This window comes from Pseudomonas sp. RC3H12, assembly GCF_018596375.1.
Classification (GTDB): domain Bacteria; phylum Pseudomonadota; class Gammaproteobacteria; order Pseudomonadales; family Pseudomonadaceae; genus Aquipseudomonas.
The window spans coordinates 5,352,296-5,376,869 of record NZ_CP075595.1; the positions used below are offsets into that span (position 1 = coordinate 5,352,296).

Annotated in this window: 22 protein-coding genes and 1 riboswitch; of the genes, 9 read left to right on the forward strand and 13 right to left on the reverse strand. The window is 64.3% G+C overall.

What is annotated here, in order from left to right:
- The first annotated feature begins 68 nt into the window (after positions 1-68).
- Positions 69-686 (forward strand): PAQR family membrane homeostasis protein TrhA, encoded by a 618-nt coding sequence (gene trhA / locus KHO27_RS24295; RefSeq protein WP_102682230.1) that lies wholly within the window; start codon positions 69-71, stop codon positions 684-686.
- On the opposite strand, the gene KHO27_RS24300 is transcribed toward trhA, so the two are convergent.
- The 3 genes from KHO27_RS24300 to KHO27_RS24310 all read right to left on the reverse strand — a co-directional run bounded on the left by KHO27_RS24300 (position 683) and on the right by KHO27_RS24310 (position 3,395).
- Positions 683-1,402 (reverse strand): 16S rRNA (uracil(1498)-N(3))-methyltransferase, encoded by a 720-nt coding sequence (locus KHO27_RS24300; RefSeq protein ID WP_102682229.1) that lies wholly within the window; start codon positions 1,400-1,402, stop codon positions 683-685. The two genes, trhA and KHO27_RS24300, sit on opposite strands and share 4 nt — an antisense overlap.
- 81 nt (positions 1,403-1,483) lie before the next feature.
- The gene (locus KHO27_RS24305; RefSeq protein ID WP_102682228.1) at positions 1,484-2,890 is read right to left on the reverse strand and encodes an adenosylmethionine--8-amino-7-oxononanoate transaminase; all 1,407 of its coding nucleotides are present in this window, start codon (positions 2,888-2,890) and stop codon (positions 1,484-1,486) included.
- A 73-nt stretch (positions 2,891-2,963) separates the two neighbouring features.
- Positions 2,964-3,395, reverse strand: a complete 432-nt coding sequence (locus KHO27_RS24310; RefSeq protein ID WP_110702107.1) for a hypothetical protein — start codon at positions 3,393-3,395, stop codon at positions 2,964-2,966.
- Positions 3,396-3,599: 204 nt separating this feature from the next.
- Here KHO27_RS24310 and KHO27_RS24315 point away from each other — a divergent pair, with 204 nt between their 5' ends.
- The 3 genes from KHO27_RS24315 to KHO27_RS24325 all read left to right on the forward strand — a co-directional run bounded on the left by KHO27_RS24315 (position 3,600) and on the right by KHO27_RS24325 (position 6,804).
- Positions 3,600-5,426, forward strand: coding sequence for a flavin monoamine oxidase family protein (locus KHO27_RS24315; protein ID WP_214500899.1), 1,827 nt, complete (start codon positions 3,600-3,602; stop codon positions 5,424-5,426).
- A gap of 213 nt (positions 5,427-5,639) precedes the next feature.
- Positions 5,640-6,191 carry a cytochrome b gene (locus KHO27_RS24320; protein WP_214500900.1) on the forward strand — a complete coding sequence of 184 codons (552 nt, stop codon included), beginning with the start codon at positions 5,640-5,642 and terminating at the stop codon, positions 6,189-6,191.
- 34 nt (positions 6,192-6,225) lie between these two features.
- A complete protein-coding gene (locus tag KHO27_RS24325; RefSeq protein WP_023629958.1) occupies positions 6,226-6,804 on the forward strand; it encodes a YceI family protein in 579 nt (192 codons plus the stop codon).
- Positions 6,805-6,898: 94 nt separating this feature from the next.
- On the opposite strand, the gene rhlE2 is transcribed toward KHO27_RS24325, so the two are convergent.
- The 4 genes from rhlE2 to ahcY form a co-directional block, all read right to left on the reverse strand.
- The gene (rhlE2, locus tag KHO27_RS24330) at positions 6,899-8,794 is read right to left on the reverse strand and encodes an RNA helicase RhlE2 (protein WP_214500901.1); all 1,896 of its coding nucleotides are present in this window, start codon (positions 8,792-8,794) and stop codon (positions 6,899-6,901) included.
- 223 nt (positions 8,795-9,017) lie between these two features.
- Positions 9,018-9,800 carry a substrate-binding periplasmic protein gene (locus KHO27_RS24335; protein ID WP_250888394.1) on the reverse strand — a complete coding sequence of 261 codons (783 nt, stop codon included), beginning with the start codon at positions 9,798-9,800 and terminating at the stop codon, positions 9,018-9,020.
- A 116-nt stretch (positions 9,801-9,916) separates the two neighbouring features.
- The gene (gene metF, locus KHO27_RS24340; protein WP_046853938.1) at positions 9,917-10,762 is read right to left on the reverse strand and encodes a methylenetetrahydrofolate reductase [NAD(P)H]; all 846 of its coding nucleotides are present in this window, start codon (positions 10,760-10,762) and stop codon (positions 9,917-9,919) included.
- 141 nt (positions 10,763-10,903) lie between these two features.
- On the reverse strand, positions 10,904-12,313 hold the full coding sequence (gene ahcY / locus KHO27_RS24345) for an adenosylhomocysteinase (RefSeq protein ID WP_046853939.1): 1,410 nt from the start codon (positions 12,311-12,313) through the stop codon (positions 10,904-10,906).
- A gap of 21 nt (positions 12,314-12,334) precedes the next feature.
- A riboswitch (S-adenosyl-L-homocysteine riboswitch) is annotated at positions 12,335-12,431 on the reverse strand.
- Positions 12,432-12,608: 177 nt separating this feature from the next.
- Between ahcY and KHO27_RS24350 the strand changes: the two genes are divergently transcribed.
- On the forward strand, positions 12,609-13,010 hold the full coding sequence (locus KHO27_RS24350) for an acyl-CoA thioesterase (protein WP_003257757.1): 402 nt from the start codon (positions 12,609-12,611) through the stop codon (positions 13,008-13,010).
- A gap of 107 nt (positions 13,011-13,117) precedes the next feature.
- Here KHO27_RS24350 and KHO27_RS24355 read toward each other — a convergent pair whose 3' ends face one another.
- Positions 13,118-14,356 (reverse strand): cation:proton antiporter, encoded by a 1,239-nt coding sequence (locus KHO27_RS24355; RefSeq protein ID WP_214500902.1) that lies wholly within the window; start codon positions 14,354-14,356, stop codon positions 13,118-13,120.
- A gap of 218 nt (positions 14,357-14,574) precedes the next feature.
- On the opposite strand from KHO27_RS24355, the gene KHO27_RS24360 reads away from it, so the two are divergent.
- The gene (locus KHO27_RS24360) at positions 14,575-15,408 is read left to right on the forward strand and encodes an EamA family transporter (RefSeq protein WP_214500903.1); all 834 of its coding nucleotides are present in this window, start codon (positions 14,575-14,577) and stop codon (positions 15,406-15,408) included.
- 31 nt (positions 15,409-15,439) lie between these two features.
- Positions 15,440-15,826, forward strand: coding sequence for an MAPEG family protein (locus KHO27_RS24365; RefSeq protein WP_046853941.1), 387 nt, complete (start codon positions 15,440-15,442; stop codon positions 15,824-15,826).
- Between the two features lie 61 nt (positions 15,827-15,887).
- On the opposite strand, the gene mltA is transcribed toward KHO27_RS24365, so the two are convergent.
- Entirely contained in the window at positions 15,888-17,039 is a 1,152-nt protein-coding gene (gene mltA / locus KHO27_RS24370) for a murein transglycosylase A (RefSeq protein ID WP_102682222.1), read from the reverse strand.
- A gap of 119 nt (positions 17,040-17,158) precedes the next feature.
- Here mltA and KHO27_RS24375 point away from each other — a divergent pair, with 119 nt between their 5' ends.
- Complete coding sequence (locus tag KHO27_RS24375; RefSeq protein ID WP_110702097.1) at positions 17,159-17,605, forward strand: c-type cytochrome; 447 nt, start codon at positions 17,159-17,161, stop codon at positions 17,603-17,605.
- Between the two features lie 57 nt (positions 17,606-17,662).
- On the opposite strand, the gene KHO27_RS24380 is transcribed toward KHO27_RS24375, so the two are convergent.
- The 4 genes from KHO27_RS24380 to KHO27_RS24395 form a co-directional block, all read right to left on the reverse strand.
- A complete protein-coding gene (locus KHO27_RS24380; RefSeq protein ID WP_110702095.1) occupies positions 17,663-18,055 on the reverse strand; it encodes a DUF1090 domain-containing protein in 393 nt (130 codons plus the stop codon).
- A 118-nt stretch (positions 18,056-18,173) separates the two neighbouring features.
- A complete protein-coding gene (gene ligB, locus KHO27_RS24385; RefSeq protein ID WP_502937580.1) occupies positions 18,174-19,874 on the reverse strand; it encodes an NAD-dependent DNA ligase LigB in 1,701 nt (566 codons plus the stop codon).
- Positions 19,875-20,018: 144 nt separating this feature from the next.
- Positions 20,019-21,209, reverse strand: coding sequence for a methionine adenosyltransferase (gene metK, locus KHO27_RS24390; protein ID WP_038706913.1), 1,191 nt, complete (start codon positions 21,207-21,209; stop codon positions 20,019-20,021).
- A gap of 19 nt (positions 21,210-21,228) precedes the next feature.
- Positions 21,229-22,221 (reverse strand): ArsR/SmtB family transcription factor, encoded by a 993-nt coding sequence (locus KHO27_RS24395; protein ID WP_110702091.1) that lies wholly within the window; start codon positions 22,219-22,221, stop codon positions 21,229-21,231.
- A gap of 229 nt (positions 22,222-22,450) precedes the next feature.
- On the opposite strand from KHO27_RS24395, the gene tkt reads away from it, so the two are divergent.
- A complete protein-coding gene (gene tkt, locus KHO27_RS24400; protein WP_110702089.1) occupies positions 22,451-24,448 on the forward strand; it encodes a transketolase in 1,998 nt (665 codons plus the stop codon).
- The last annotated feature ends 126 nt before the right edge of the window (positions 24,449-24,574 follow it).

Consider the following 24,574-nt stretch of genomic DNA (forward strand, 5'->3'; position numbering starts at 1 on the left):
GATGATGGTTGAGCGGGCCCTGTCGCGGGGCTCAGGAACCCTGACTGCTGCGGGAGGTCTGTGTTTGCATGTATTACGGTGAACGCTTCAACGCCTGGACCCACCTGGTCGGCGCGGTACTGGCCTGCATCGGCGCGAGCTGGCTGATCGTCGTGGCGGGCCTGCAGGGCGATCCCTGGAAGATCGTCAGTTTCTCCATCTACGGTTTCACCCTGCTGTTGCTCTACAGCATCTCCACCCTCTACCACAGCACCCGCGGGCGGGCGAAGCGGGTCATGCGCAAGCTCGACCACCTGTCGATCTACCTGTTGATTGCCGGCAGCTACACGCCGTTCTGCCTGGTCAGCCTGCGCGGCCCCTGGGGCTGGAGCCTGTTCGGGGTGGTCTGGGGGCTGGCGCTGGTCGGTATGTTGCAGGAGATCAAGCCGCGCTCCGAGGCACGGATCCTGTCGATCGTCATCTATGCGTTGATGGGCTGGATCGTGCTGGTGGCGGTGAAACCGCTGCTGCACAGCCTGGGTGCCGCGGGTTTCGCCTGGCTGGCGGCCGGCGGTGTGTTCTACACCGTCGGCATCATCTTCTTCGCTTTTGACAGCCGATTTCGCCACTGGCACGGCATCTGGCACCTGTTTGTGATTGCCGGCAGCCTGATGCACTTCGTCGCGGTGTTTTTCTACGTGCGTTAGAAATCGCCCCACAGTTGCTGTGCCACCGACAGGGCCACCACTGGGGCGGTCTCGGTGCGCAGCACGCGAGGGCCGAGGCGGGCGGCGTGGCAGCCGGCGGCCTTGGCCTGCTCGACTTCCGCTTCGCTCAGGCCGCCCTCGGGGCCGATCAGGAAGGCCAGCCTGGCCGGTTTGGCATGGCTGGTCAGTGGCTCGGCCACCGGGTGCAGCACCAGCTTGAGGTCGGCTTCGGTGCTTTTCAGCCACTCGGCCAGGGTCACGGGCGGGTGGATCACCGGCAAGGTCGAGCGCCCGCACTGCTCGCAGGCACTGACAGCCACCTGGCGCCAGTGGGCCAGGCGCTTGTCGGCGCGTTCGTCCTTCAGGCGTACTTCGCAGCGTTCGCTGACGATCGGGGTGATTTCGTTGGCCCCCAGCTCGGTGGCTTTCTGGATCGCCCAGTCCATGCGCTCGCCGCGGGACAGGCCCTGGCCGAGGTGGATATGCAAAGGCGAATCGGCCTGGCCGGGAAGTGCCTGGTCGAGGCTGACGCGCACGGTTTTCTTGCCGACTTCGAGCAGTTGGCCGAGGTATTCCTGGCCGCTGCCGTCGAACAACTGCACGGCGTCGCCAGCGGCCATGCGCAGCACGCGGCCGATGTAGTGGGCCTGGGCTTCGGGGAGCTCGTGCTCGCCAAGGCCCAGTGGGGCGTCGATGAAGAAGCGGGAGAGTCTCATGGGCTTGCTCTGGAAAAAGGCTGACGCAGATCCTGTAGGAGCGGACAAGCCGGCTCCTACAGGTTTCGGGTTGGTCTGGGGCTAGCCCGGATCGCGGAAATCCGGATGGAAGTCGGCCGGCACGGCAACGCTCACCTTGTCGCGGGTGGCGATATCGATCCCTTCGCTGGCCACCTCGGCCAGGAAGTCGATCTGTTCGGGTGTGATCACGTAAGGCGGCAGGAAATACACCACGCTGCCCAGCGGGCGCAACAGTGCGCCACGGCTCAGGGCGTGCTCGAAGACTTTCAGGCCGCGGCGCTCCTGCCAGGGGTAGGCAGCCTTGGTGGCCTTGTCCTGGACCATCTCGATGGCCAGGACCATGCCGGTCTGGCGGATCTCGGCGACGTGGGCATGGTCGGCCAGGTGCGCGGTGGCGCTGGCCATGCGCGCCGACAAGGCCTTGTTGGCCTCGATCACGTTGTCCTGCTCGAAGATGTCCAAAGTTGCCAGGGCCGCGGCGCAGGCCAGCGGATTGCCGGTGTAGCTGTGCGAGTGCAGGAAGGCGCGCAGGGTCGGGTAGTCGTCGTAGAACGCCTGGTAGACCTTGTCGGTGGTCAGGCAGGCGGCCAGCGGCAGGTAGCCGCCGGTCAGGGCCTTGGACAGGCACAGGAAGTCCGGGGTGATGCCGGCCTGCTCGCAGGCGAACATCGTGCCGGTGCGGCCGAAGCCGACCGCGATCTCATCGTGGATCAGGTGCACGTCGTAACGGTCGCAGGCCTCGCGCAGCAGCTTGAGGTACACCGGGTGATACATGCGCATGCCGCCGGCGCCCTGGATCAGCGGTTCGACGATCACCGCAGCGATGCTGGCGTGGTGTTCGGCCAGGGTCTGCTCCATGGCCGCGAACATGTTCCGCGAGTGCTCTTCCCAGCCCATGCCTTCCGGACGCAGGTAGCAGTCCGGGCTCGGCACCTTGATGGTGTCCAGCAGCAGCGCCTTGTAGGTTTCGGTGAACAGCGGCACGTCGCCCACCGACATCGCGGCGATCGTCTCGCCATGATAGCTGTTGGTCAGGGTGACGAAGCGCTTCTTCTGCGCTTTGCCGGTGTTCTGCCAGTAGTGGAAGCTCATCTTCAGCGCCACTTCAATGCACGATGAGCCATTGTCGCCATAGAACACCCGGTCCAGGCCGGCGGGGGTGATCGCTACCAGGCGTTCGGACAGCTCGATCACCGGCTGGTGGCTGAAGCCGGCGAGGATCACGTGTTCGAGCTGGTCGACCTGATCCTTGATGCGCTGGTTGATGCGCGGGTTGGCATGGCCGAAAGCGTTGACCCACCATGAGCTGACGGCGTCCAGGTAGCGTTTGCCCTCGAAGTCCTCCAGCCACACGCCCTCGCCGCGCTTGATCGGGATCAGCGGCAGCTGTTCGTGGTCTTTCATCTGGGTGCAGGGGTGCCAAAGGACCTTCAGGTCGCGCTGCATCCACTGATCGTTGAGGCCCATGGGCACTTCTCCTGGCGTTACGGCTCGGTTTGACCGCGTAAGCCTAAGCAATGCCGGGGGGCAGGACAACCGCTCAATGTCGCCAGGCCGGGCGCCATTCCAGCTGGCGGATATGCACGGTGCACTGCGGCAGGGTGGACAGGGTCAGGCGGTCGAGCGGGCCGGGCACGTCGTGCCAGGAGGTGCCGTGGGTGCCGGGCCCGGGCGTGAACTCGGTGTAGTCCAGGTCGCGCAGGGTCAACCAGTAGGCGGTCGAGACGGCCGTGCCGAGCGTGGTGACATCCACTTCAAGCAGCAGGCAATCGACCGTCTGGCCGAAGATGAACTCGATATCGCACTGGCCATGGATGATCAATTCCGTGCCGATCCGCCCCTCGTCGGTCTGGTAGCGCGCGCTGTAGACAATGCCATTGGACACGATGTTCAGGCCGGTGGGCGTGCGCCAGGAGCACTCGGGTAGGGGCGCCGAAGGCGTCCACCTGGCAAAATCTTCGGTGTAGATCACTGTTCTTCCCCGGCTCGATGCTTGAGTGCCAGCCAAGGCTGCACGCCCCGGCGACCCAACGCCACTGACAAAATTACCAGTTGCCAAAGGCACTTGATGTCACTGCGGTGGCAGGGTGGGCAGAGGTGACGTATTCTTAACGCATCTCTCCCGGGGCATTGCTCCCCGTCCCATCTATCGCTTCTCTAACCGGAGTTCGCCATCATGGCTGCTGCTTGGGTGCGCCTGTGCGCGTTGGTATTGATCGGGGTGACCAGCGGCGTCGCGCTGGCCAAGGACAAGACGGCGATCGTCGTCGGTGGTGGCCTGGCGGGCCTGACCGCGGCCTACGAGCTGCAGAGCAAGGGCTGGCAGGTGACCCTGCTGGAAGCCAAGTCGGGCATGGGCGGGCGTTCGGGCCTGGCCACCAGCGAATGGGTCGGCAACAGCAAGACCCAGCCGGTGCTCAACCAGTATCTGGAGCAGTTCAAGGTCGCCACCCTGCCGGCCCCGGAGTTCGTGCGCAACCCCGGCTACCTGATCGACGGTGAATATTTCAGTGCCACCGATCTGGCGACCAAGCAGCCAGCCACTGCCGAGGCGCTCAAACGCTTCGAGAAAACCCTCGACGACCTGGCCCGTTCCATTGAAGACCCGCTCAATCCCGCGGCAAACAGCACCCTGTTCGCCCTCGACCAGATGAACGTGTCCACCTGGCTCGACAAGCTGCAACTGCCAGCCACCGCCCGTCAGCTGGTCAACCAGCAGATCCGCACCCGCTATGATGAGCCGTCGCGCCTGTCGCTGCTGTACTTCGCCCAGCAAGGCCGGGTCTACCGCAATGTCAGCGACCGTGACCTGCGCGCCGCGCGCCTGCCAGGTGGCAGCCCGGTGTTGGCCCAGGCCTTCGTCAAGCAGCTGAAGACCATCAAGACCAGTTCGCCGGTTACCGCCATCGTTCAGGACAAAGACGGTGTGACCGTCAAGGTCGGCGGTGTCGGCTACCAGGCTGACTACCTGGTCATGGCCGTACCGCTGCGTGCACTGGCCAAGATCCAGATGACCCCAGGCCTGGACGGGCAGCACCTGGCCGCCTTGAAGGGCACCAACTATGGCTGGCGCGACCAGCTGATGCTCAAGTTCAAGAACCCGGTGTGGGAAAGCCGTGCACGCATGTCCGGGGAAATCTTCAGCAACACTGGCCTGGGCATGCTGTGGATCGAGCCGGCGCTCAAGGGCGGCGCCAACGTGGTGATCAACCTGTCCGGCGATAACGCCCGCTTGCTCCAGGCTTTTGGTGACAAGCAGATGGTCGACCAGGTACTGATCCGCCTGCACGCTTTCTACCCGCAGGCACGCGGCGCCTTCACCGGTTATGAAATCCGCCGCTACAGCACCGACGCCGGCATGGGCGGTGCCTACCTGGCCTATGGCCCGGGGCAGATCAGCAAATACTGGCGACTGTGGGAGCGCCCGGTACAACGGATCGCCTTTGCCGGCGAACACACCGATGCGCTTTACCCAGGTACCCTCGAAGGGGCCCTGCGTAGCGGCCAGCGTGCCGCGAGGCAGGTCCAGGACCTGGCGGCGGGCAAGTCCTTCGACCCGGCCAAGGCTGCGTCGGTAGCCGCCGCAGCGGCTACTGGAGCGGCCGGCGTCGCGGCCGCGAAGGACAAGGGCGGGTTCTTCTCCAACCTGTTCGGCGGCGCCTCCGACAAGGCTCCGGCCAAGGCGGAGCCCGTGAAGGCCGAGCAGGCCAAGCCGGGCTTCTTCTCGCGTCTATTTGGTGGCTCTGACAAGCCAGAGGCCAAGGCCGCGCCGATCGCCAAGGCCGAGGAAGTTGCGCCTGTGCCGGCACCCGCGCCGGTTGCGCCGACGCCCGTTGCTAAGGAAGAGCCAGTGAAGCCGGCGGCCACCAAGCAGGCCCCCGCCAAGCCTGCGGCCAAGCAGGCCCACAAGCCTGCAGCCAAACCGGCGCCGGTGAAGAAGGCCACTGCCAAGTCGGAACCGGCCAAGAAGCCGGTGATGAACAGCCAGGCCAAGGCCGGCTGATCTCGGTATAGCCGCCAACGCGGGGCCTTGTGTGAGCGAGCTTGCCCCGCGATGGCGTCGGATCTTCCAAACGTCTATCGTTAATGTTTCCTTAATAGGAAGCTTCCAGAATTAATATCTGGTTTTTCGATAATCAGAAGCTGTTTTTTACGCTTTTATTCGATGCATTACGCGTTAGTCTTGTGCACAGCTTTCACGGGGAAATACGCCAACATGCAACTGCGCAATTCATCTTCTCGCTATGGCCTGGTCAGCATCATCCTGCACTGGGGGGGGGCGCTGGCGGTCTTCGGGCTGTTTGGCCTGGGCTTGTGGATGGTCGGCCTTGATTACTACGACCCATGGCGCAAGTCCGGTCCGGACCTGCACAAGAGCATCGGCCTGGTGTTGCTGGCACTGATGCTGTTGCGGGTAGTCTGGCGTTTCGTCAGCCCGCCGCCACCGGCACCGGCCAACCATGGCAAGGTCACCCGGCTGGCCGCCAAGCTGGGCCATCTGGCGCTGTACCTGGGCCTGTTCGCAGTGATGATAGCGGGCTATCTGATTTCCACAGCCGACGGCGTGGGTATTCCGGTGTTCGGCTTGTTCGACGTTCCCGCGCTGGTCAGCGACCTGCCTGACCAGGCTGACCTGGCGGGGGTGATCCACCTCTGGCTGGCCTGGGGCCTGGTGATTTTTGCCGTACTGCACGCATTGGCGGCATTGAAACATCATTTCATCGACCGTGACGCGACCCTGACCCGCATGCTGGGCCGCAAAGCTTGACTCTCAACCTCAATTGCAAAGGAAGGAAGTAAGGATGTTGAAAAAGACTTTTGCCGCTCTGGCGCTCGGTACCGCTCTGATCTCCGCCGGCCAGGCCATGGCCGCCGAGTACAAGATCGACAAGGAAGGCCAGCACGCGTTCGTCGACTGGAAGATCAGCCACCTGGGCTACAGCTTCATCCACGGCACCTTCAAGGACTTCGACGGCAACTTCACCTGGGACAGTGCCAAGCCCGAGGCCAGCAAGATCAGCGTAGACCTGAAGACTGCCAGCCTGTGGTCGAACCACGCCGAGCGTGACAAGCACATCGCCAGCAAGGACTTCCTGGATGTCAAAAAATATCCGGAAGCCAAGTTCGTCTCCACCAGCGTCAAGTCGACCGGTGACAAGACTGCCGATGTGACCGGCGACCTGACCCTGCACGGCGTGACCAAGCCCGTCACCTTCAAGGCCGTGTTCAATGGCGAGGGCAAGGACCCGTGGGGCGGCGAGCGCGCTGGCTTCAACGCCACCACCACGCTGAACCTGAACGACTTCGGCATCAAGGGCCCAGGCCCGACTTCGCAGACCCTGGACCTGGATATCAGCGTCGAAGGCGTGAAGCAGAAGTAATTCGCTTCGCCAGCAACGAAAACGCCGCCCAATGGGCGGCGTTTTCGTTGGCTTTGCATGGCCTCATCGCGGGGCAGGCCCCGCGATTGCGGGCTCAGCCCTTGCGGGTCAGCAGCGCCGGGCGTTCACCGCGTGGGCGGCTTGGCAGGTCGTCCAATTGCTCGGGCGTCGGGTAGCGGTCGAGTTTGGATTCCTTGCGGATGATCACTGGCGCGCTCTGCGACTCGCGCGGGTTGCGCACGGCCGGTTCCTGGCGGGACGAATCTTCACGGCGGGCACGGCCACCGTTGTTGTCGCGTCGGGCGCCACCATTGCTACCGCCGCCGTTGCGCGGGCGCTTTTCACCGGAGCCCTGGCCCTGGCGCTGCTGGCCATTGCCACGGCCCTGGCCTTGCCCCTGGCCGCCACCACTGCGCTGGCCTTGCCCTTGGGCTTGGCCCCCGTTGCCGCCCGGGCGACGATTGCGCCCCTGGTTCTTGGCGTTCTGGTAGGGGCTTACGTAGTCGGCGCGGTTGCCAAAGTTGTCGACGTCGTCGTCGAGGAACTCTTCAGGGTCGCGATTGGGGGCGGCGACAGGCACGGCTTTCTGGCCGTTGTTCTGCTGCTGGCGTGGCTTCTGGTCACGCGGCTTGCGCTGCTGGCCCTGCTGCTGTTTCTCGCCGGACTTGTCCTTTTCCGCGGACTTCTCGGACGAAGGCTTGTTGCGGCCTTTGTCCTTGCCTTTGTCCTTGCGCCCGCCACTGCCTTCCTTGCCGCCTTCGCCGCGAGGTTGCTGGTTGCGGCCACCGCGGCCATTGTTCGGCTGGCGCTCGCGCACTTCCGGCTTCTCGGCCTCGACCTGCGATGCGTCAAAGCCCATCAGGTCGCCATCCGGAATTTTCTGGCGGGTGACGCGCTCGATGCTCTTGAGCAGCTTTTCTTCATCCGGCGCGACCATCGAAATGGCTTCACCGGAGCGACCGGCACGGCCCGTACGGCCGATGCGGTGAACGTAGTCTTCCTCGACATTGGGCAGCTCGAAGTTGACCACGTGGGGCAACTGGTCGATGTCCAGGCCGCGGGCGGCGATGTCGGTGGCGACCAGCACGCGCACGGTGTTGGCCTTGAAGTCGGCCAGCGCCTTGGTGCGGGCGTTCTGGCTCTTGTTGCCGTGGATCGCCGCGGCGGTCAGGCCGTGCTTCTCGAGGTACTCGGCCAGGCGGTTGGCGCCGTGCTTGGTGCGGGTGAACACCAGCACCTGTTCCCAGGCGCCCAGGGTGATCAGGTGCGCCAGCAGGGCGCGCTTGTGGCTGGCCGGCAGGCGGTAGACCCGCTGCTCGATACGCTCGACGGTGGTGTTCGGCGGCGTGACCTCGATGCGCTCGGGGTTGTGCAGCAGCTTGTCGGCGAGGTCGGTGATGTCCTTGGAGAAGGTCGCCGAGAACAGCAGGTTCTGGCGCTTGGCCGGCAGGCGCGCCAGCACTTTCTTGACGTCGTGGATGAAGCCCATGTCGAGCATGCGGTCGGCTTCGTCCAGCACCAGGATCTCGACACGCGAGAGGTCGACGCTGCCTTGGCCGGCCAGGTCGAGCAGGCGGCCCGGGCAGGCGACCAGGACGTCGACGCCCTTGGCCATGGCCTGGACCTGCGGGTTCATGCCGACGCCACCGAAGATGCAGGCGCTGATGAAGTTGAGGTCGCGGGCGTAGACCTTGAAGCTGTCATGCACCTGCGCTGCCAGCTCGCGGGTGGGGGTCAGCACCAGCACGCGCGGTTGGCGCGGGCCATGGCGTTGCGATTTGTCGGGGTGGCCACCCGGGAACAGGCGCTCAAGAATAGGGAGCGCGAAGCCGCCGGTTTTACCAGTACCTGTCTGGGCGGCGACCATCAGGTCGCGACCTTGCAACACGGCGGGAATGGCCCGCTGTTGCACCGGAGTGGGCTGGGTATAGCCCGCTGCCTCGATAGCGCGGACAAGAGCCTCGGAGAGACCGAGGGAAGCAAAGGACATGGGCAATCCTGTTCTCGTGGGGGCTAGGCCCGATGGGGTGTTCTGCCTGGCGCGACGGGCATCGGAGGGATGCGATCGCGTCCGGTCCAGCTGGGCGTTCACTGCGCATCCTGAATGCCGGCGGGCGGGCACCAAAGGTGCGCGGCTGCGGGTCGAGATGCCTGTTGCGAGGCCGAGCGTCCGGGCGTGAGCCGGGCGGGAAGGCCCGAGTATAACAGAGCAATCAGCGTGTGCCGCGTTCCTGCTGCTCAACGGCGAAAGGAAAATCCTTATTGCCGAGGTAGCGGGCACTGATCGCCGCATAGGCGGGCTCCTGTTTGAAGCGCCGCAACTCGTCGCTGAAGGCCTGCGCCAACGCCTCGCGGCCGGGCTTGCGGGCCAGCCCCAGGTACTGCGGGCGGCGGCTGACCACCAGGGGCAGCTCTTCGACGGCCTGCTCCAGGCCCAGCCGATGGCTCACATAGCGGCCGACTTGGCGGTCGGTCACCAGCAGGTCGATGCGCCCTAGCGCCAGCTTGCCGAAATTGGCCTCGTGGCTGGGCGCGGGCTCGCGGCGGAACAGCGGTGACTCGGCGAAGGTGCCATCGTAGACATAGCCCGGCGAGGTGCCGATGGTCAGCCCGGCCAGGTCCTCGACGCGCTCGACCGGGTGTGGGCGTGAACGCGCTTGGTAGAGGACGAACTCGACCTCGGACATCGGTTCGTCCGGGTAGACCAGGTAGCCCTGGCGCGAGTCGACCTGGAAAATATCCATCACGGCGTCCGCCAGGCCCTGTTCGACCATGGCCAGGCAGCGCTTCCAGGGCAGGAACTGCCACTGCACCTGGACTCCGAGGCGTTTGAACACCTCGTTGGTGATCTCGTAGTCGATGCCTTTGGCCTGGCCGTTCTCCTGATAGAGGTAGGGGGCCCAGTCGTCGCTGACGATGCGCAGGCTTTCGGCATGGGCCATCGGGCTCAGGCCGGCAAGCAGCAACAGCAGGAGAGGGAGGATGAGCGTGCGCATGACGTGAGAGTACGCTGCAAGCCCGGGCAAGACCAGTGAACGCTGGCCGTGGGAGCGTACGGCGCCTAGGTGGACGAACAAGGCTCTGACCTGCGCCAAAGCCTTGTTCGCGACCATCAGCGTGGCAGCTTCAGGTTGTTCCAGATCGCCAGGCTCGGCTCGGCCTGGTTCAGGGTGTAGAAGTGCAGGCCCGGCGCGCCGCCTTGCAGCAGCTGTTCGCACATACGGGTGATCACTTCCTCGCCGAAGGCCTGGATACTGGCGGTGTCGTCGGCATAGGCCTCCAGCTGCTTGCGGATCCAGCGTGGGATCTCGGCGCCGCAGGCGTCGGAGAACCGCGCCAGCTTGCTGTAGTTGGTGATCGGCATGATGCCGGGTACCACCGGGATCTCGACGCCCAGCTTCTGCGCGCGCTCGACGAAATAAAAGTAGCTGTCGGCGTTGAAGAAATACTGGGTGATGGCGCTGTCGGCACCGGCCTTGACCTTGTGCACGAAGTTGGCCAGGTCACTCTCGAAATTACGCGCCTGCGGGTGCATCTCCGGGTAGGCGGCCACTTCCAGGTGGAAGTGGTTGCCGGTTTCCTGGCGGATGAACTCGACCAGGTCGCTGGCGTAGCGCAGTTCGCCGCTGGCCATGCCCATGCCCGACGGCAGGTCGCCACGCAGGGCGACGATGCGCTTGATGCCGGCGGCCTGGTACTCGGCCAGCAGGGCGCGCAGGTCGTCCTTGCTGTCACCCACGCAGGACAGGTGCGGGGCGGCGGGGACTTTCACCTCATTTTCCAGCTGCAGCACGGTGTTGAGCGTGCGGTCGCGGGTCGAGCCACCGGCACCATAGGTGCAGGAGAAGAAGTCCGGGTTGTAGCTGGCCAGCTGGCGGGCAACGCCCATCAGTTTTTCGTGACCGGCATCGGTCTTGGTGGGGAAAAATTCGAAACTGTAGCGGCGTTCTTGTGACATCTCTGGTTCCTTCGGCAGTGAGCCTGGGCTGCTGCCTGCAAATAAAAGCCAGGACGGTGGGGGCCGGCCTGGCTCGGACATCGGTTCGAAACGTTGCCTGCCAGTGCCGGGCAAGGATACCTGGCACTGGCAACCAGCCGCTTAGTAGCGGTAAGCGTCCGGCTTGAACGGGCCTTCGACGGTCACACCGATGTACTCGGCCTGCTGCGGGGTCAGCTGGGTGACCACGCCCCCGAAGCCGCGGACCATTTCCAGTGCCACTTCTTCGTCGAGTTTCTTCGGCAGCACTTCCACGGTCAGGCGCTCGGCCTTCTTCGCGGCAGGCAGCGCGGCGAACTTCTGCTCGAACAGGAAGATCTGCGCCAGGACCTGGTTGGCGAACGAACCGTCCATGATGCGGCTCGGGTGACCGGTGGCGTTGCCCAGGTTCACCAGGCGGCCTTCGGCCAGCAGGATCAGGTAGTCGTCGTTCTGCGGGTCGAACACGCCGGCACCGGTGCGGTGGATCTTGTGCACCTGTGGCTTGACCTCTTCCCATGCCCAGTTCTTGCGCATGAAGGCGGTGTCGATCTCGTTGTCGAAGTGGCCGATGTTGCAGACCACGGCGCGCTTTTTCAGGGCCTTGAGCATGTTGGCGTCGCAGACGTTGACGTTACCGGTGGTGGTGACGATCAGGTCGATGCGGCCGAGCAGGTCCTTGTTGATGCCGGCTTCGGTACCGGTGTTGATGCCGTCCTTGAATGGCGAGACGACTTCGAAACCGTCCATGCAGGCTTGCATGGCGCAGATCGGGTCGACTTCGGTGACCTTGACGATCATGCCTTCCTGGCGCAGGGACTGGGCCGAGCCCTTGCCCACGTCGCCGTAGCCGATCACCAGGGCCTGCTTGCCCGACAGCAGGTGGTCGGTGCCGCGCTTGATGGCGTCGTTGAGGCTGTGACGGCAGCCGTACTTGTTGTCGTTCTTGCTCTTGGTGACCGAGTCGTTGACGTTGATCGCCGGGACTTTCAGCTCGCCCTTGGCCAGCATGTCCAGCAGGCGGTGCACGCCGGTGGTGGTCTCTTCGGTCACGCCGTGGATCTTGTCCAGCATGGCCGGGTATTTCTTGTGCAGGATCTCGGTCAGGTCACCGCCGTCGTCTAGCACCATGTTGGCGTCCCATGGCTGGCCATCCTTGAGGATGGTCTGCTCGATGCACCACTCGTACTCCTGCTCGGTTTCACCTTTCCAGGCGAACACCGGGATGCCGGCGGCAGCGATGGCGGCGGCGGCCTGGTCCTGGGTGGAGAAGATGTTGCACGACGACCAGCGCACTTCGGCACCCAGGGCGACCAGGGTCTCGATCAGCACGGCAGTCTGGATGGTCATGTGGATGCAGCCGATGATCTTCGCGCCCTTGAGCGGTTGCTCGGCTTGATACTTGCGGCGCAGGCCCATCAGCGCGGGCATTTCCGATTCGGCGATGATGACTTCCTTGCGGCCCCAGTCGGCCAGGGAGATGTCGGCGACCTTGAAGTCGGAAAAACCTGCAGGCGTGTTTACAGCGCTCATTGAGAGCCTCCATTCGTAGTGTGCGAATGGGCGCCGTTGTGCGTTGAGCGTCCGCTTGCGCGGACAACGCCCCAACCGAGCCTGACAGGCCAAGCCTGCTGCAGCGCCCCTCGGATGGGTGGCGGGATGGCCACCACTGTGGGGGGCCATGTGAAACGGCAAGATTATAGCCGCGGGCGTGTGACACACCCAAGACTTTCTGTCGATTAATCGAGACGATAGTCGATGTTCAATGGAGCGTGACCGAGCGGTCTGCCATCATTAGCGCATGTCAGCAAGCAGGTCAGGAGTACAGATGAACTTTCACACCCGCAAATGGGTAAAACCCGAAGACCTCAATCCCAACGGCACCCTGTTCGGCGGCAGCCTGCTGCGCTGGATCGACGAGGAGGCGGCGATCTACGCCATCGTCCAGCTGGGCAATCAGCGCGTGGTGACCAAGTACATTTCCGAGATCAACTTCGTCAGTGCTTCGCGTCAGGGCGATATCATCGAGCTGGGCATCACCGCCACCGAGTTTGGCCGCACCTCGATCACCCTCAAGTGTGAAGTACGCAACAAGATCACCCGCAAGGCGATTCTGACCGTCGACAAGATGGTGTTCGTCAACCTGGGTGAGGATGGCCTGCCTGCCGCCCACGGGCGCACCGAGATCAAGTACATCCAGGACCAGTTCCCGGACAGCGCGGTGGAATAGACCCGTTTGCTCAAGCGTGGGAGCGGACTTGCCCCGCGATGGCGCCGGCAGGATCAACATCGATGCCTGTGCAGACGATATCGCGGGGCTAGTCCGCCTCTACGTTGTTACTTGGGTTGTGTGCTGACCTTGCGCACCACCTTGCCGACCGTCAGGCCCTGAATCAGGATCGACGACAGCACCACGATGTAAGTGATCGACAGCAGCAGGTCACGCTCGGCGCCCTGCGGCAGCGACAGCGCCAGGGCGACCGACACGCCACCGCGCAGGCCGCCCCAGGTCAGCACGCGGATGGTGCCCTGCGGCACGCTGCGCCAGCGGCGCAACAGCACGATCGCCGGCGCCACGGTCAGCAGCCGCGAAGCCAGCACCGCCACCGCCAGCACGCCACCGGCCGCCAGGTGCAGCCAGTTGAACGGCAGCAGCAACAGCTCCAGGCCAATCAGCGCGAACAGCAAGGCATTGAGCATGTCGTCGATCAGTTCCCAGAAACCGTCCATGTAGCGGCGGGTCATGTCGTTCATCGCCAGGTTGCGCCCCAGGTTACCGATGATCAGGCCGGCCACCACCATGGCGATCGGCGCCGACACGTGCAGCTCGTAGCACATGGCCGAGCCGCCGATCACCAGCGCCAGGGTCAGCATCACTTCCACCTGGTACTGCTCGACGCTCTTGATCATGCGGTAGGTGGCGTAACCGATCAGGCCGCCGAAGGCGATGCCACCCAGGGCCTCGCGGGCGAACAGGATGGCGGTGTCGGCGACGCTCGGCGTCTCGCCCAGCTGGATGATGCCCAGCAGCACCGTGAACACCACGACCGCCGTGCCGTCGTTGAACAGCGACTCACCGACGATGGTGGTCTTCAGCGGCTTGGAGGCGTTGGCGGTACGCAGTGCGCCGAGCACGGCGATTGGGTCGGTCGGCGAGATCAGCGCGCCGAACAGCAGGCAGTAGATCAACGGCACGTTCCAGCCAAACAGGGCGAACACCCAGTGAGCCAGGTAACCGATCACCACGGTGGCGATGAGTACGCCAAGGGTGGCCAGCAGGCCGATCGGCCAGCGGTAGCTGCGCAGGTCGGCGAGGTTGACGTGCAAGGCGCCAGCGAACAGCAGGAACGACAGCATCCAGTGCATCAGCAGGTCGTTGAAGTCGATCTGGTTCATCAGGCCTTCGACGCGTTCTTCCAGGCCAGGGAAGCCGATCAGGCTCAGGCCCTGCAGCATCAGGGAGAACAGCAATGCGGTGACCATCACGCCGATGGCCGGCGGCAGGCCGATGAAGCGGTAGTTCACATAAGTGAGGAGGGTGGTGAGGCAGATAAACGCGGCAACTAATTCAAGCATCCCGAATCCTGTGAAAGTGGCTTCCAAGTCATTACCCGAATGGCTCGGGTAGTTCTTTGATGACCTGGCGCGGCGTTCGGGACACACCTTATGACCGGATTTCTCCAGTTGGTTCCTGTCAGGCGAAGGCGCGGGAGCGGGCTTGCCCTGCGATGAGGCCATAACTAGCCAGGCGCTATATAGTGGTCCCCACCAAACGACAACAAGGATTCCAAGGCGTGCTGGCAACTTCCCTCGTACTGGTCGCAGCCCTGCTCCATGCCACCTGGAATACCTTGATCAAGTTCAGCGCCGAGCGGCTGCTGGTGATCGCCAGCATGGACGTGGTGGCGCTGAGTTTCGCCATACTGGCGGTAGCCTTCGTAGATTTCCCGCCCGCCGAGATCTGGCCCTGGCTGTTGGCCTCGGCGCTGGCCGAGCAGCTGTACCGCTTTCTGCTGATCCAGGCCTATCGGGTCGGCGACCTGGGCCTGGTCTATCCGTTGATGCGTGGCCTGTCGCCATTGGTGGTGCTGGGCCTGACCCTGGCTTTTGCCGGAGAGTCGCTGAGCCAGCAGCAGATCATCGGCATCCTGCTGATCCCCTGTGGCATGGCGTGCTTGCTTTGGCAGGGCGGCGGCGGCGAGCGCCTGCCCTGGTCGATGCTGCCGGTGGTGGCACTGATAGGCCTGTGCATCGGCTGCTACACCTGGTTCGACGGTCAGGCCGTACGCCTGTGGGGCAAGCCCTGGGACTACCTGGTATGGCTGACCTTGCTCAGTGCCTGGCCGTTCCCGTTGCTGGCCATGGTGGCCCGACGAGGGCCGTTCATGCTGTTCTGGCGCACCCAATGGAAGCTGGGCCTGGCGGTCGGGTTCTGCGTATTGTTCAGCTACGCTCTGGTGCTCTGGGCCATGCACCTGGGCTCGGTGGCCGAAGCGGCAGCGTTGCGCGAGTTGAGCGTGATCCTCGTGGTGCTGTTGGGCATGCGCTACCTCAAAGAACCTTTTGGCGGGCCAAGACTCCTAGCTTGCGGGCTGGTACTGGCCGGCATGCTGGTGATGAAGCTCTGAAGCGAACCTCTATGAACAAGGAGTCCTGTAGATGACCGTAGCCCTGTGGTGCATTCTCGTCGCGCTGGTCCTGCCGCCGCTATGTGCACTGATCGCCAAACTCAGCAGCGGGTATTTCGGCCTGCGTGCCAATCACGACCCTCGTGCGTTCCTGGACAAGCTCGAAGGGCTGCCACGGCGAGCCCATGCCGCCCAGTTGAACGGCTACGAGGCGTTTCCCGCGTTTGCCGCGGCGGTGCTGGTGGCCGATATCGTCGGCAATGCCGAACAAGTGACCCAAGATGTGCTGGGGGTGATGTACATCACCAGCCGGTTGCTCTACATCATCTGCTACCTGGCGGACTGGGCAGTGTTGCGCTCGCTGGTATGGTTCGTCGGGATGGCGCTGATCGTGTCGTTCTTTGTCGTTTCGATCTGACTGCATCGCGGGGCAAGCTCGCTCCCGCAGTGGGAGCGGGCATGCCCCGCGATAGCGCCCTTCAGGGGACCTTCGGTACTTCGGGCAAAGGCTGACCCTTAGGCCACAACATCCATATCTGCCCCTGTTGTTTCATGTTGCCTGCCAGTTCACCGGCCTCAGGACCGGTGCCCCAGAACAGGTCCGCACGCACTTCACCGGTAATCGCCCCGCCGGTGTCCTGCGCCCCCACGGGGCGCACCACCGGGCTGCCGTCGGGGCGGGTGGTGGACAGCCACAGCAGGCTGCCCAGCGGGATCACCTTGCGGTCGATGGCCACGCTGTAGCCAGCGGTCAGCGGCACGTTGAGCGAGCCGCGCGGACCTTCGTTGCTATCCGGCCGGGTGCTGAAGAACACGTAGCTCGGGTTGCTGGCCAGCAACTCGGGGACCCGCTGCGGGTTGGCCTGGGCCCAGGCGTGGATGCTGCCCATGGTCACCTGTTCCTTGGGCAGCTGGCCCTGGTCCACCAGCCAGCGGCCAATCGGCCGATAGGGGTGGCCGTTCTGGTCGGCATACCCCAGCCGCAGCTGGCGGCCACCTTCCAGCTGGATGCGACCGGAACCCTGGATCTGCAGGAACTGCAAGTCCATCGGGTCGGTCAGCCAGGCCAGTACCGGCGCCTTGGCACCGTCGCGGTTGATCACTTCGGCGGTGTCATAGGGCTTGAGCACGCGGCCATCGAGGCGCCCGCGCAGGCGCTTGCCCTTGAGTTCGGGATACACACTGGCCAGATCGACCACGATCATGTCCTCGGGTACGCCGTACACCGGTACATGCGCGGCTTCGGTGCGTTCCAGGCTGCCGGGGTAGACCGGCTCGTAGTACCCGGTTATCAGGCCGTTGGCGCTGTTCTGCGCCGAGCGCAGCCCATACACCTGGAGATTCTGCTCGAGGAAGGTGCGTACCTGGTCAGCGCTCGCCGTGGCTGAACCGGCTGCCTCGCAGGTAGCGGCCCACACCGGATCGCGCTTGAGCTTCTCGCAACCGTTGCGCCAGGCATAGAAACCGGCCAGCAGGTCGTCGTCGCTGACCTGGGGCAGGTCCTTCCAGGTGGCTGGTACATAAGTGGCGATGGCATGAGGCTCGGGCTTGGCGCTTTCGCCGCCGTTGCAGCCGGCCAGGAGCGCCAGGGCGGGGAGGGCCCAGGCGAGATGGCGCAATGCAGATTTCATCGGGTGGGTCCTGTGCTGGGCGAAACATGAACATTCGCCCTTGTTTTCTGTGTGGCTATTGGTCTTTGCCCGGCAGGCGGCGATACTGGCCACCCGTTTGCCTGGCCAAAGAGACCGTGATGTTCAAGCGATTGACCGTAGTACTGCTCGCCGCCCTCGCCCTGACCGCCTGTGACGGCGTCGACCCCAACTCGCCGCTGGGCCAGCGCAAGGCGATCTTCAAGCAGATGCTCAAGACCAGTGAAGACATGGGTGGCATGCTGCGCGGGCGGTTGCCCTTCGATGACGTGAAGTTCGCCGAGGGCGCGGTGAAGCTGGATACCTTGGCCCATGAGCCGTGGCAGCACTTCCCGCAGGTGCGCGACGAGGGTGACAGCAGCGCACGGGCGGATGTCTGGGAGCGCCAGGCGCGGTTCCAGGACCTGGCCCGGCATTTGGAGGGCGTTACCGGCGACCTGGTGACGGTGACCCGCAACCCGCCGCTGGACGCAGCGCAGATGAAGGCCCCGATGGACAAGGTCGAGGCGGCGTGCAAGGCCTGTCATAGCGAGTTTCGTAATCACTGAGCCGTGGGAGGCTGTTGTGGGAGCGGGTTCGTTCCCACATCAAGGGCTGTTAAAAAGTCAGCGCTCAAGCTCGTCCACGGCTTCCTGCAGATCTTTCTTCGCCTCGGCCAGCTTGTCCTTGCGCTTGTTGATCTTTTCCGCGTCACCTTTCTTCATGGCTTTGTCCAGGTCCTTGGTGCGCTGGTTCACTTCGTGGCGGGCATCGAGCACTTTCTGCTCGCGCTCTTTGCGCAGCCCGGCTTCGGTGCAGTTGTCCACGCCACGCAGCGCCTCTTCGAGCCCGGCAGCCTGGTTGCTGTTGCCATGTTCACGGGCAATCTTCAGCTGGTTCTCGATGGCGCTGCGCTTGGCGGCGCAGCCGGTCAGGCCTGCATCCGGCTGGGCGGCTTGCGCGGCGCCGGTTGCCAGGCCAAGGGTTGCCAGCAGGAAAAGAGCGGTGAAACGTGTCATGAAAAGCCTCCTGAGCGGGGCGGAGCAGCAAAAGTTGGTGGAATCCTGCCTTGGTTTGCCGGATTTAGGAACCCTTGGTGGGTCTTTAAACGGCAAACTCGGAGTTGACCTACACTCGTCATTGTTCGGCGGAGTCGTTCGCGAGCTGGAAACCGGCGATACGATACCCGCCCAGTTGCTCGGCAAGGGCTTGAACATCTTCTGTTGCAAAAAATACCTCGAGTTGTTTCGATCTTGCGCCACCGACGCCCGGCAAGGCTTGCCATGCGTCAGCCGATCGCGTTGCGAGCGTCGACCAGTCGGCCTCCAGGGGCATCCCCTGAGGCAAGGGCGCGCCTAGCGCGTTCAACCATTGGAGGAAGGGGCGCAAGCGCGCCGCGCTAAAACTGTCATGAAGTTGTCGGGCCCTGGCATCGCCGAGACCCGGCACGGCCGCCAGGACTTGGGTATCGAGCTCCAGCCAATCCACGAGGGTGGTCACAAGGCCGACATCCACCAGTCGGCGCCAGGTGCCAGGCCCGATCCCTGGCAGGGCCAGCCCCTGCTTGCCGCTCAACCAGGTCAATCGGGCGATGAATTGTTCTTCGCAGCCAGCACCAGCCTGCCAGCAGGTGTGGGCGTCATACTGCCCGGCAGTCGGTGAGGTGACGGGCTGTCGCACGACCGTGCGATGTACCACGTCGTCAAACCGCGGAATGGTGAGGCCTGCAAGGCTGATGGCCACCTGGTCGCCCGGGCGAATATCGAGTTTCTGCCAGCGTGCCAGGGACCCAAGGCTGACCTGCGAAACCCGACGGTCGTCCAGCTCGACAGGCGCCAGGTGCAGGATGGGGGTTACCTTGCCGGTGCGGCCAATGCGAAAGCGTACTTCGCGCACTTCGGCCAGGGCTTGGGAGAAGGGGTATTTCCAGGCTGCAATCCAGTAAGGGGCCTTGGCTTGCCAGCGTTCGGCGGGCGGGCGGCTGCCCTGGCGCAGGATCACGCCATCGGTGGCGAAGGGCAGGGCGGCGCGATACCAGTGCAGGCGCATCTCGGCGGCCTGCTCCGGGCTGGCGATCGGGATGCTGTAGCGCTGGCTGTCGGCAAAGCCCATGGCGGCCAGTAGCTCGAGGCGCTCCGCCTGGGTTCGCGGCCCGTGTGGCCAGTCCCAGACGAACAGGCCGATGCTCGCGCCGCGGGCGGTGTCCAGCTGCTTGCGTGCCATTAGCCCGGCCACGCTGCCGCGAGCATTAAGGCTGCCTGCCTGAGCCTGCACATGGCCCTCCAGGCGTTTGTAAAGTTCCCCTTGCAGCACCAGGTCCACAGGTTGCGGCAGCTGTCGGGTGATTGCGCCGAGCGAAGGAATATGCCGGCTCCAGTCATGGCCCTGGACGCCATCGCCGCGGCTGAGCAGCCGGACCAGCCGGCCCTGCTGGTAGATCAGGGAAACCGCGACGCCATCGACCTTGGGCTGTATCCAGACATCGCGCTTGCCCGCCAGCCAGCGGCGCATCGCCTGTTCGTCGGGCAGCTTGTCGACGCCGGTGTGTGCGACCGGGTGGGGCATCGGGCCACGTGCGCCGGCCAGCGGGTCGGGCGCCGCGTCTGGCAGGTTGAAGCACCGCTGCAGTCGCAGCAGGCGCTGGCGGCTCTGGTCATAGAGTTCGTCCGCCACCAATGACTTGCCTTGACGATGGTAGTGATCGTCCCAGCGGGCCAGGGTCTCGCCCAGTCGGACCATTTCGGCATTCGCCTGTGATGGGCCCCAATCCGGACACTGGCCGGCCTGTGCGCTGGTGAAGAGAGTCGACAGGAGCATGAGTATCGGCAGTAGAGGCATGACCGGCATCCTTGCGAGGCGGTAAGGAGTCCTCAGCCTAGGTTCCAGTTGCTTGGTGCGACGTGCCGCATTGTCAGGCGATATGTCACGAAAAAGCCCCTGCCGATCGCTCGGCAGGGGCTTTCTTTTACTGCTGTAGGAGGCTTACAGGCCAGCGGCGTCGCGCAGGGCGGCGGCGCGGTCGGTGCGCTCCCAGGTGAAGGTGGTGAAAGTGTCATCACCCACGGTCTTCTGCTGCGGGGTACGGCCGAAATGACCGTAGGCAGCGGTTTCCTGGTACATCGGGTGCAGCAGGTCGAGCATGGTGGTGATGGCGTACGGACGCAGGTCGAAGCACTCGCGCACCAGCTGCACGATCTTCTCGTCCGAGACCTTGCCGGTGCCGAAGGTGTTGATCGAGATGGAGGTCGGCTGGGCCACGCCGATGGCGTAGGACACCTGGATCTCGCAACGCTCGGCCAGGCCCGCGGCGACGATGTTCTTGGCCACGTAGCGGCCGGCGTAGGCGGCGGAACGGTCGACCTTGGACGGATCCTTGCCGGAGAACGCGCCACCACCGTGGCGAGCCATGCCACCGTAGGAGTCGACGATGATCTTGCGGCCGGTCAGGCCGCAGTCGCCCACCGGGCCACCGATGATGAAGTTGCCGGTCGGGTTGATGTGGTACTGGGTACCCTTGTGCAGCAACTCGGCAGGCAGGGTGTGCTTGACGATCAACTCCATCACCGCTTCCTGCAGGTCTTTCTGCGAGACCTCGGGGTTGTGCTGGGTCGACAGCACGACCGCGTCGATACCGACGACCTTGCCGTTTTCATAGCGGCAGGTGACCTGGGACTTGGCATCCGGGCGCAGCCAAGGCAGCAGCTTGGACTTGCGCGCCTCGGCCTGGCGCTCGACCAGGCGGTGCGAGAAGCAGATCGGGGCCGGCATCAGCACGTCGGTCTCGTTGCTGGCGTAGCCGAACATCAGGCCCTGGTCGCCGGCGCCCTGGTCTTCCGGGCGGGAGCGGTCGACGCCCTGGGCGATGTCCACCGACTGCTTGCCGATGATGTTCATCACGGCGCAGGTGGCGCCGTCGAAGCCGACGTCTGAGCTGTTGTAGCCGATGTCGATGATCACGTTACGCACCAGGTCTTCCAGGTCGACCCAGGCCGAAGTGGTGACTTCGCCGGCGATGATGGCGACACCGGTCTTGACCAGGGTCTCGCAGGCTACGCGGGCGTACTTGTCCTGGGCGATGATGGCGTCCAGCACCGCGTCGGAGATCTGGTCGGCGATCTTGTCCGGATGCCCTTCGGACACGGACTCGGAGGTGAAAAGGGAGTATTCGCTCATCTCGATGGGTTCCTGAAATTTACCGATGTTGTATGTCGCCAGTGGCCCGCTGGAAATGCCGGACCTGGATCTGAAAACCGTTACGCAAGCCCACGTAGAGGCTGTCCCCGGGGGCCAGCCCTGCCGCGTCGGCCCAACGGGCCAGGTCGTCCTGCTCGAAGCCAAGCCACAGGTCGCCGCAAGCTTCGCGCGCCCACCCCTGGTCATGGCTGCACAGCTCGGTGACCAGCAGGCTGCCGCCCGCCTTCACCCGTTTGGCCAGCAGGCGCAAGGCCTGGGCCGGATCGCTGAAATGGTGCAGGACCATGTTCAGCACAACGCAGTCGGCTTCCACATCCGTTGCACCCAGTGCATCGGCCAACTGCAGGTTTACGTTATTCAGTGCATTGCGCTCGCAGACCTGGCGCGCCAGTTCGAGCATGGTCGGGCTGTTGTCCATGGCCGTGACCTGGTCGAAGCGGCGGGCCAGGTCGGGCAGGAATCCGCCGTCGCCAGGCCCCACTTCCAGGGCGCTGGCGCCGACGCCGAAGCTGAGCTTGTCGAGCAGCGCCAGCAGGCTTTCGCGGTACTGCGGCAAGCCGGCGATCAGGTCCTGCTGGGCGCGGAACTTTTCTTCTACGCGCTGGAAAAAGTCCTGGCTGGTGGCGGCGCGGCGCTGTTGCACCAGGGCGATACGCGCCTGTACGTCGACGGGCAGCGCGAGGTCGTCGGCTTCCTCGAGCAGTGCCGTATGCAGGCGGCCACCCAGGCGCTGACTGTCGGGCAGGGCACGGCGGTAGAAGATCGCATTGCCTTCGCGACGGGTCGCCACCAGGTCGGCCTGGGCCAGTACCTTGAGGTGATGGCTCATGCCCGACTGGCCGATGTCGAAGATCTGCGCCAGCTCCAGCACGCCGAACGAGTCGTTGGCCAATGCGCGCAGCACGTTCAGGCGCAGCGGGTCGCCGCCGGCCTTGCACAGGGCGGCCAGCTCGTCGCTGCGTTGCGGGGTGATGGGCGCATTGAGGTTCATGGGGCGGGAGTCTAGTCAGGGGATGCTGTCGTCGCAATAGCAATATCAAAAAGTTTTGATATTGCTGGATGGGTGGTGGTTGCGCAGGCGCATTTCTCGTGAAAAGCAGGCCAAACACAGGAAAAAAGCCCGACTGCGACCATACGTCATTGCCCCAGGCCCCCCCTGTGGGCGAAAATGGTCGCCTTTTTTCGCTTCACCACCCTTTCAAGCCCCAGGAGACTCAGCGATGCCCAGCCGTCGTGAACGTGCCAACGCCATTCGTGCCCTCAGCATGGATGCCGTGCAAAAGGCCAACAGCGGCCACCCAGGTGCCCCCATGGGCATGGCGGATATCGCCGAAGTGCTTTGGCGCGACTACCTGAAGCACAACCCGAGCAACCCCAGCTTCGCCGACCGTGACCGCTTCGTGCTGTCCAACGGTCATGGTTCGATGCTCATCTATTCGCTGCTGCACCTGACCGGCTACGACGTCACCATCGACGACCTCAAGGCCTTCCGTCAGTTGCACAGCCGCACCCCGGGCCACCCGGAGTATGGCTACACCCCAGGGGTCGAGACCACCACCGGCCCCCTGGGCCAGGGCCTGGCCAACGCCGTGGGCTTCGCCCTGGCGGAAAAGGTGCTGGGCGCCCAGTTCAACCGTGAAGGCCACAACATCGTCGACCACAACACCTACGTGTTCCTCGGCGACGGCTGCATGATGGAAGGCATTTCCCATGAAGTCGCCTCGCTGGCCGGCACCCTGGGCCTGAACAAACTGATCGCCTTCTACGACGACAACGGCATTTCCATCGACGGCGAAGTGCACGGCTGGTTCACCGACAACACCCCGGCGCGCTTCGAAGCCTACAACTGGCAGGTGATCCGCAACGTCAACGGTCACGACGCCGACGAGATCAAGATGGCCATCGACACCGCTCGCAAGAGCGACCGTCCGACCCTGATCTGCTGCAAGACCATCATCGGCTTCGGCTCGCCGAACAAGCAGGGCAAGGAAGACTGCCACGGCGCACCGCTGGGCAACGACGAAATCGCCCTGGCCCGCAAGGAACTGAACTGGAACCACGGTCCGTTCGAGATCCCGGCCGACATCTATGCCGAGTGGGACGCCAAAGCCGCTGGCGCCAAGGCCGAAGCTGCCTGGAACGAGCGTTTCGACGCCTACGCCAAGGCTTATCCGGAACTGGCTGCCGAGTTCAAGCGCCGTGACGCAGGTGACCTGCCGGCCGACTTCTCCGAAAAGGCCCAGGCCTATATCAACGAAGTCGCCGCCAAGGGCGAAACCATCGCCAGCCGCAAGGCCAGCCAGAACACCCTGAACGCCTTCGGCCCTCTGCTGCCGGAGTTCCTCGGTGGTTCGGCGGACCTGGCCGGCTCCAACCTGACCCTGTGGAAAGGTTGCAAGGGTGTCGAGGCCAATGACGCCAGCGGAAACTATGTCTTCTACGGCGTGCGCGAATTCGGCATGACCGCCATCATGAACGGCGTCGCCCTGCACGGCGGCCTGGTGCCTTACGGCGCGACCTTCCTGATGTTCATGGAATACGCCCGCAACGCCGTGCGCATGTCGGCGCTGATGAAGCAGCGCGTGATCCATGTCTATACCCACGACTCCATCGGCCTGGGCGAAGACGGCCCGACCCACCAGCCGATCGAGCAACTGACCAGCCTGCGCAGCACGCCGAACCTGGACACCTGGCGCCCGGCCGATGCGGTCGAGTCCGCCGTGTCCTGGAAAGCCGCCCTGGAGCGCAAGGACGGCCCTTCGGCGCTGATCTTCTCGCGCCAGAACCTGCAACATCAGGATCGCAATGCCCAGCAGATCGCCGATATCGCCCGTGGCGGTTACGTCCTCAAGGACTGCGCCGGCGAGCCTGAGCTGATCCTGATCGCCACCGGTTCCGAAGTGGGCCTGGCCGTCCAGGCGTTCGACAAGCTGAGCGCCGAGGGTCGCAAGGTCCGCGTCGTGTCGATGCCGAGCACCAGCGTGTTCGATGCCCAGGACGCAGCCTACAAGCAGTCGGTCCTGCCACTGGAAGTCAGCGCGCGCATCGCCATCGAAGCTGCCCATGCCGACTTCTGGTACAAGTACGTCGGCCTCGAAGGTCGCGTCATCGGCATGACCACCTACGGCGAGTCGGCGCCGGCCTCCGCGTTGTTCGAGGAGTTCGGCTTCACCCTGGACAACATCCTGGGCACCGCTGAAGAGCTGCTGGAAGACTGATGCACCCGGGAGGCTCCATGCCTCCCGTCTGATCGCGGGGCAAGCCCGCTCCCACAAGGCATCCCGGTGCCTTGTGGGAGCGGGCTTGCCCCGCGATGGTCGTTCAACGCACCTGCACGTGAGTAT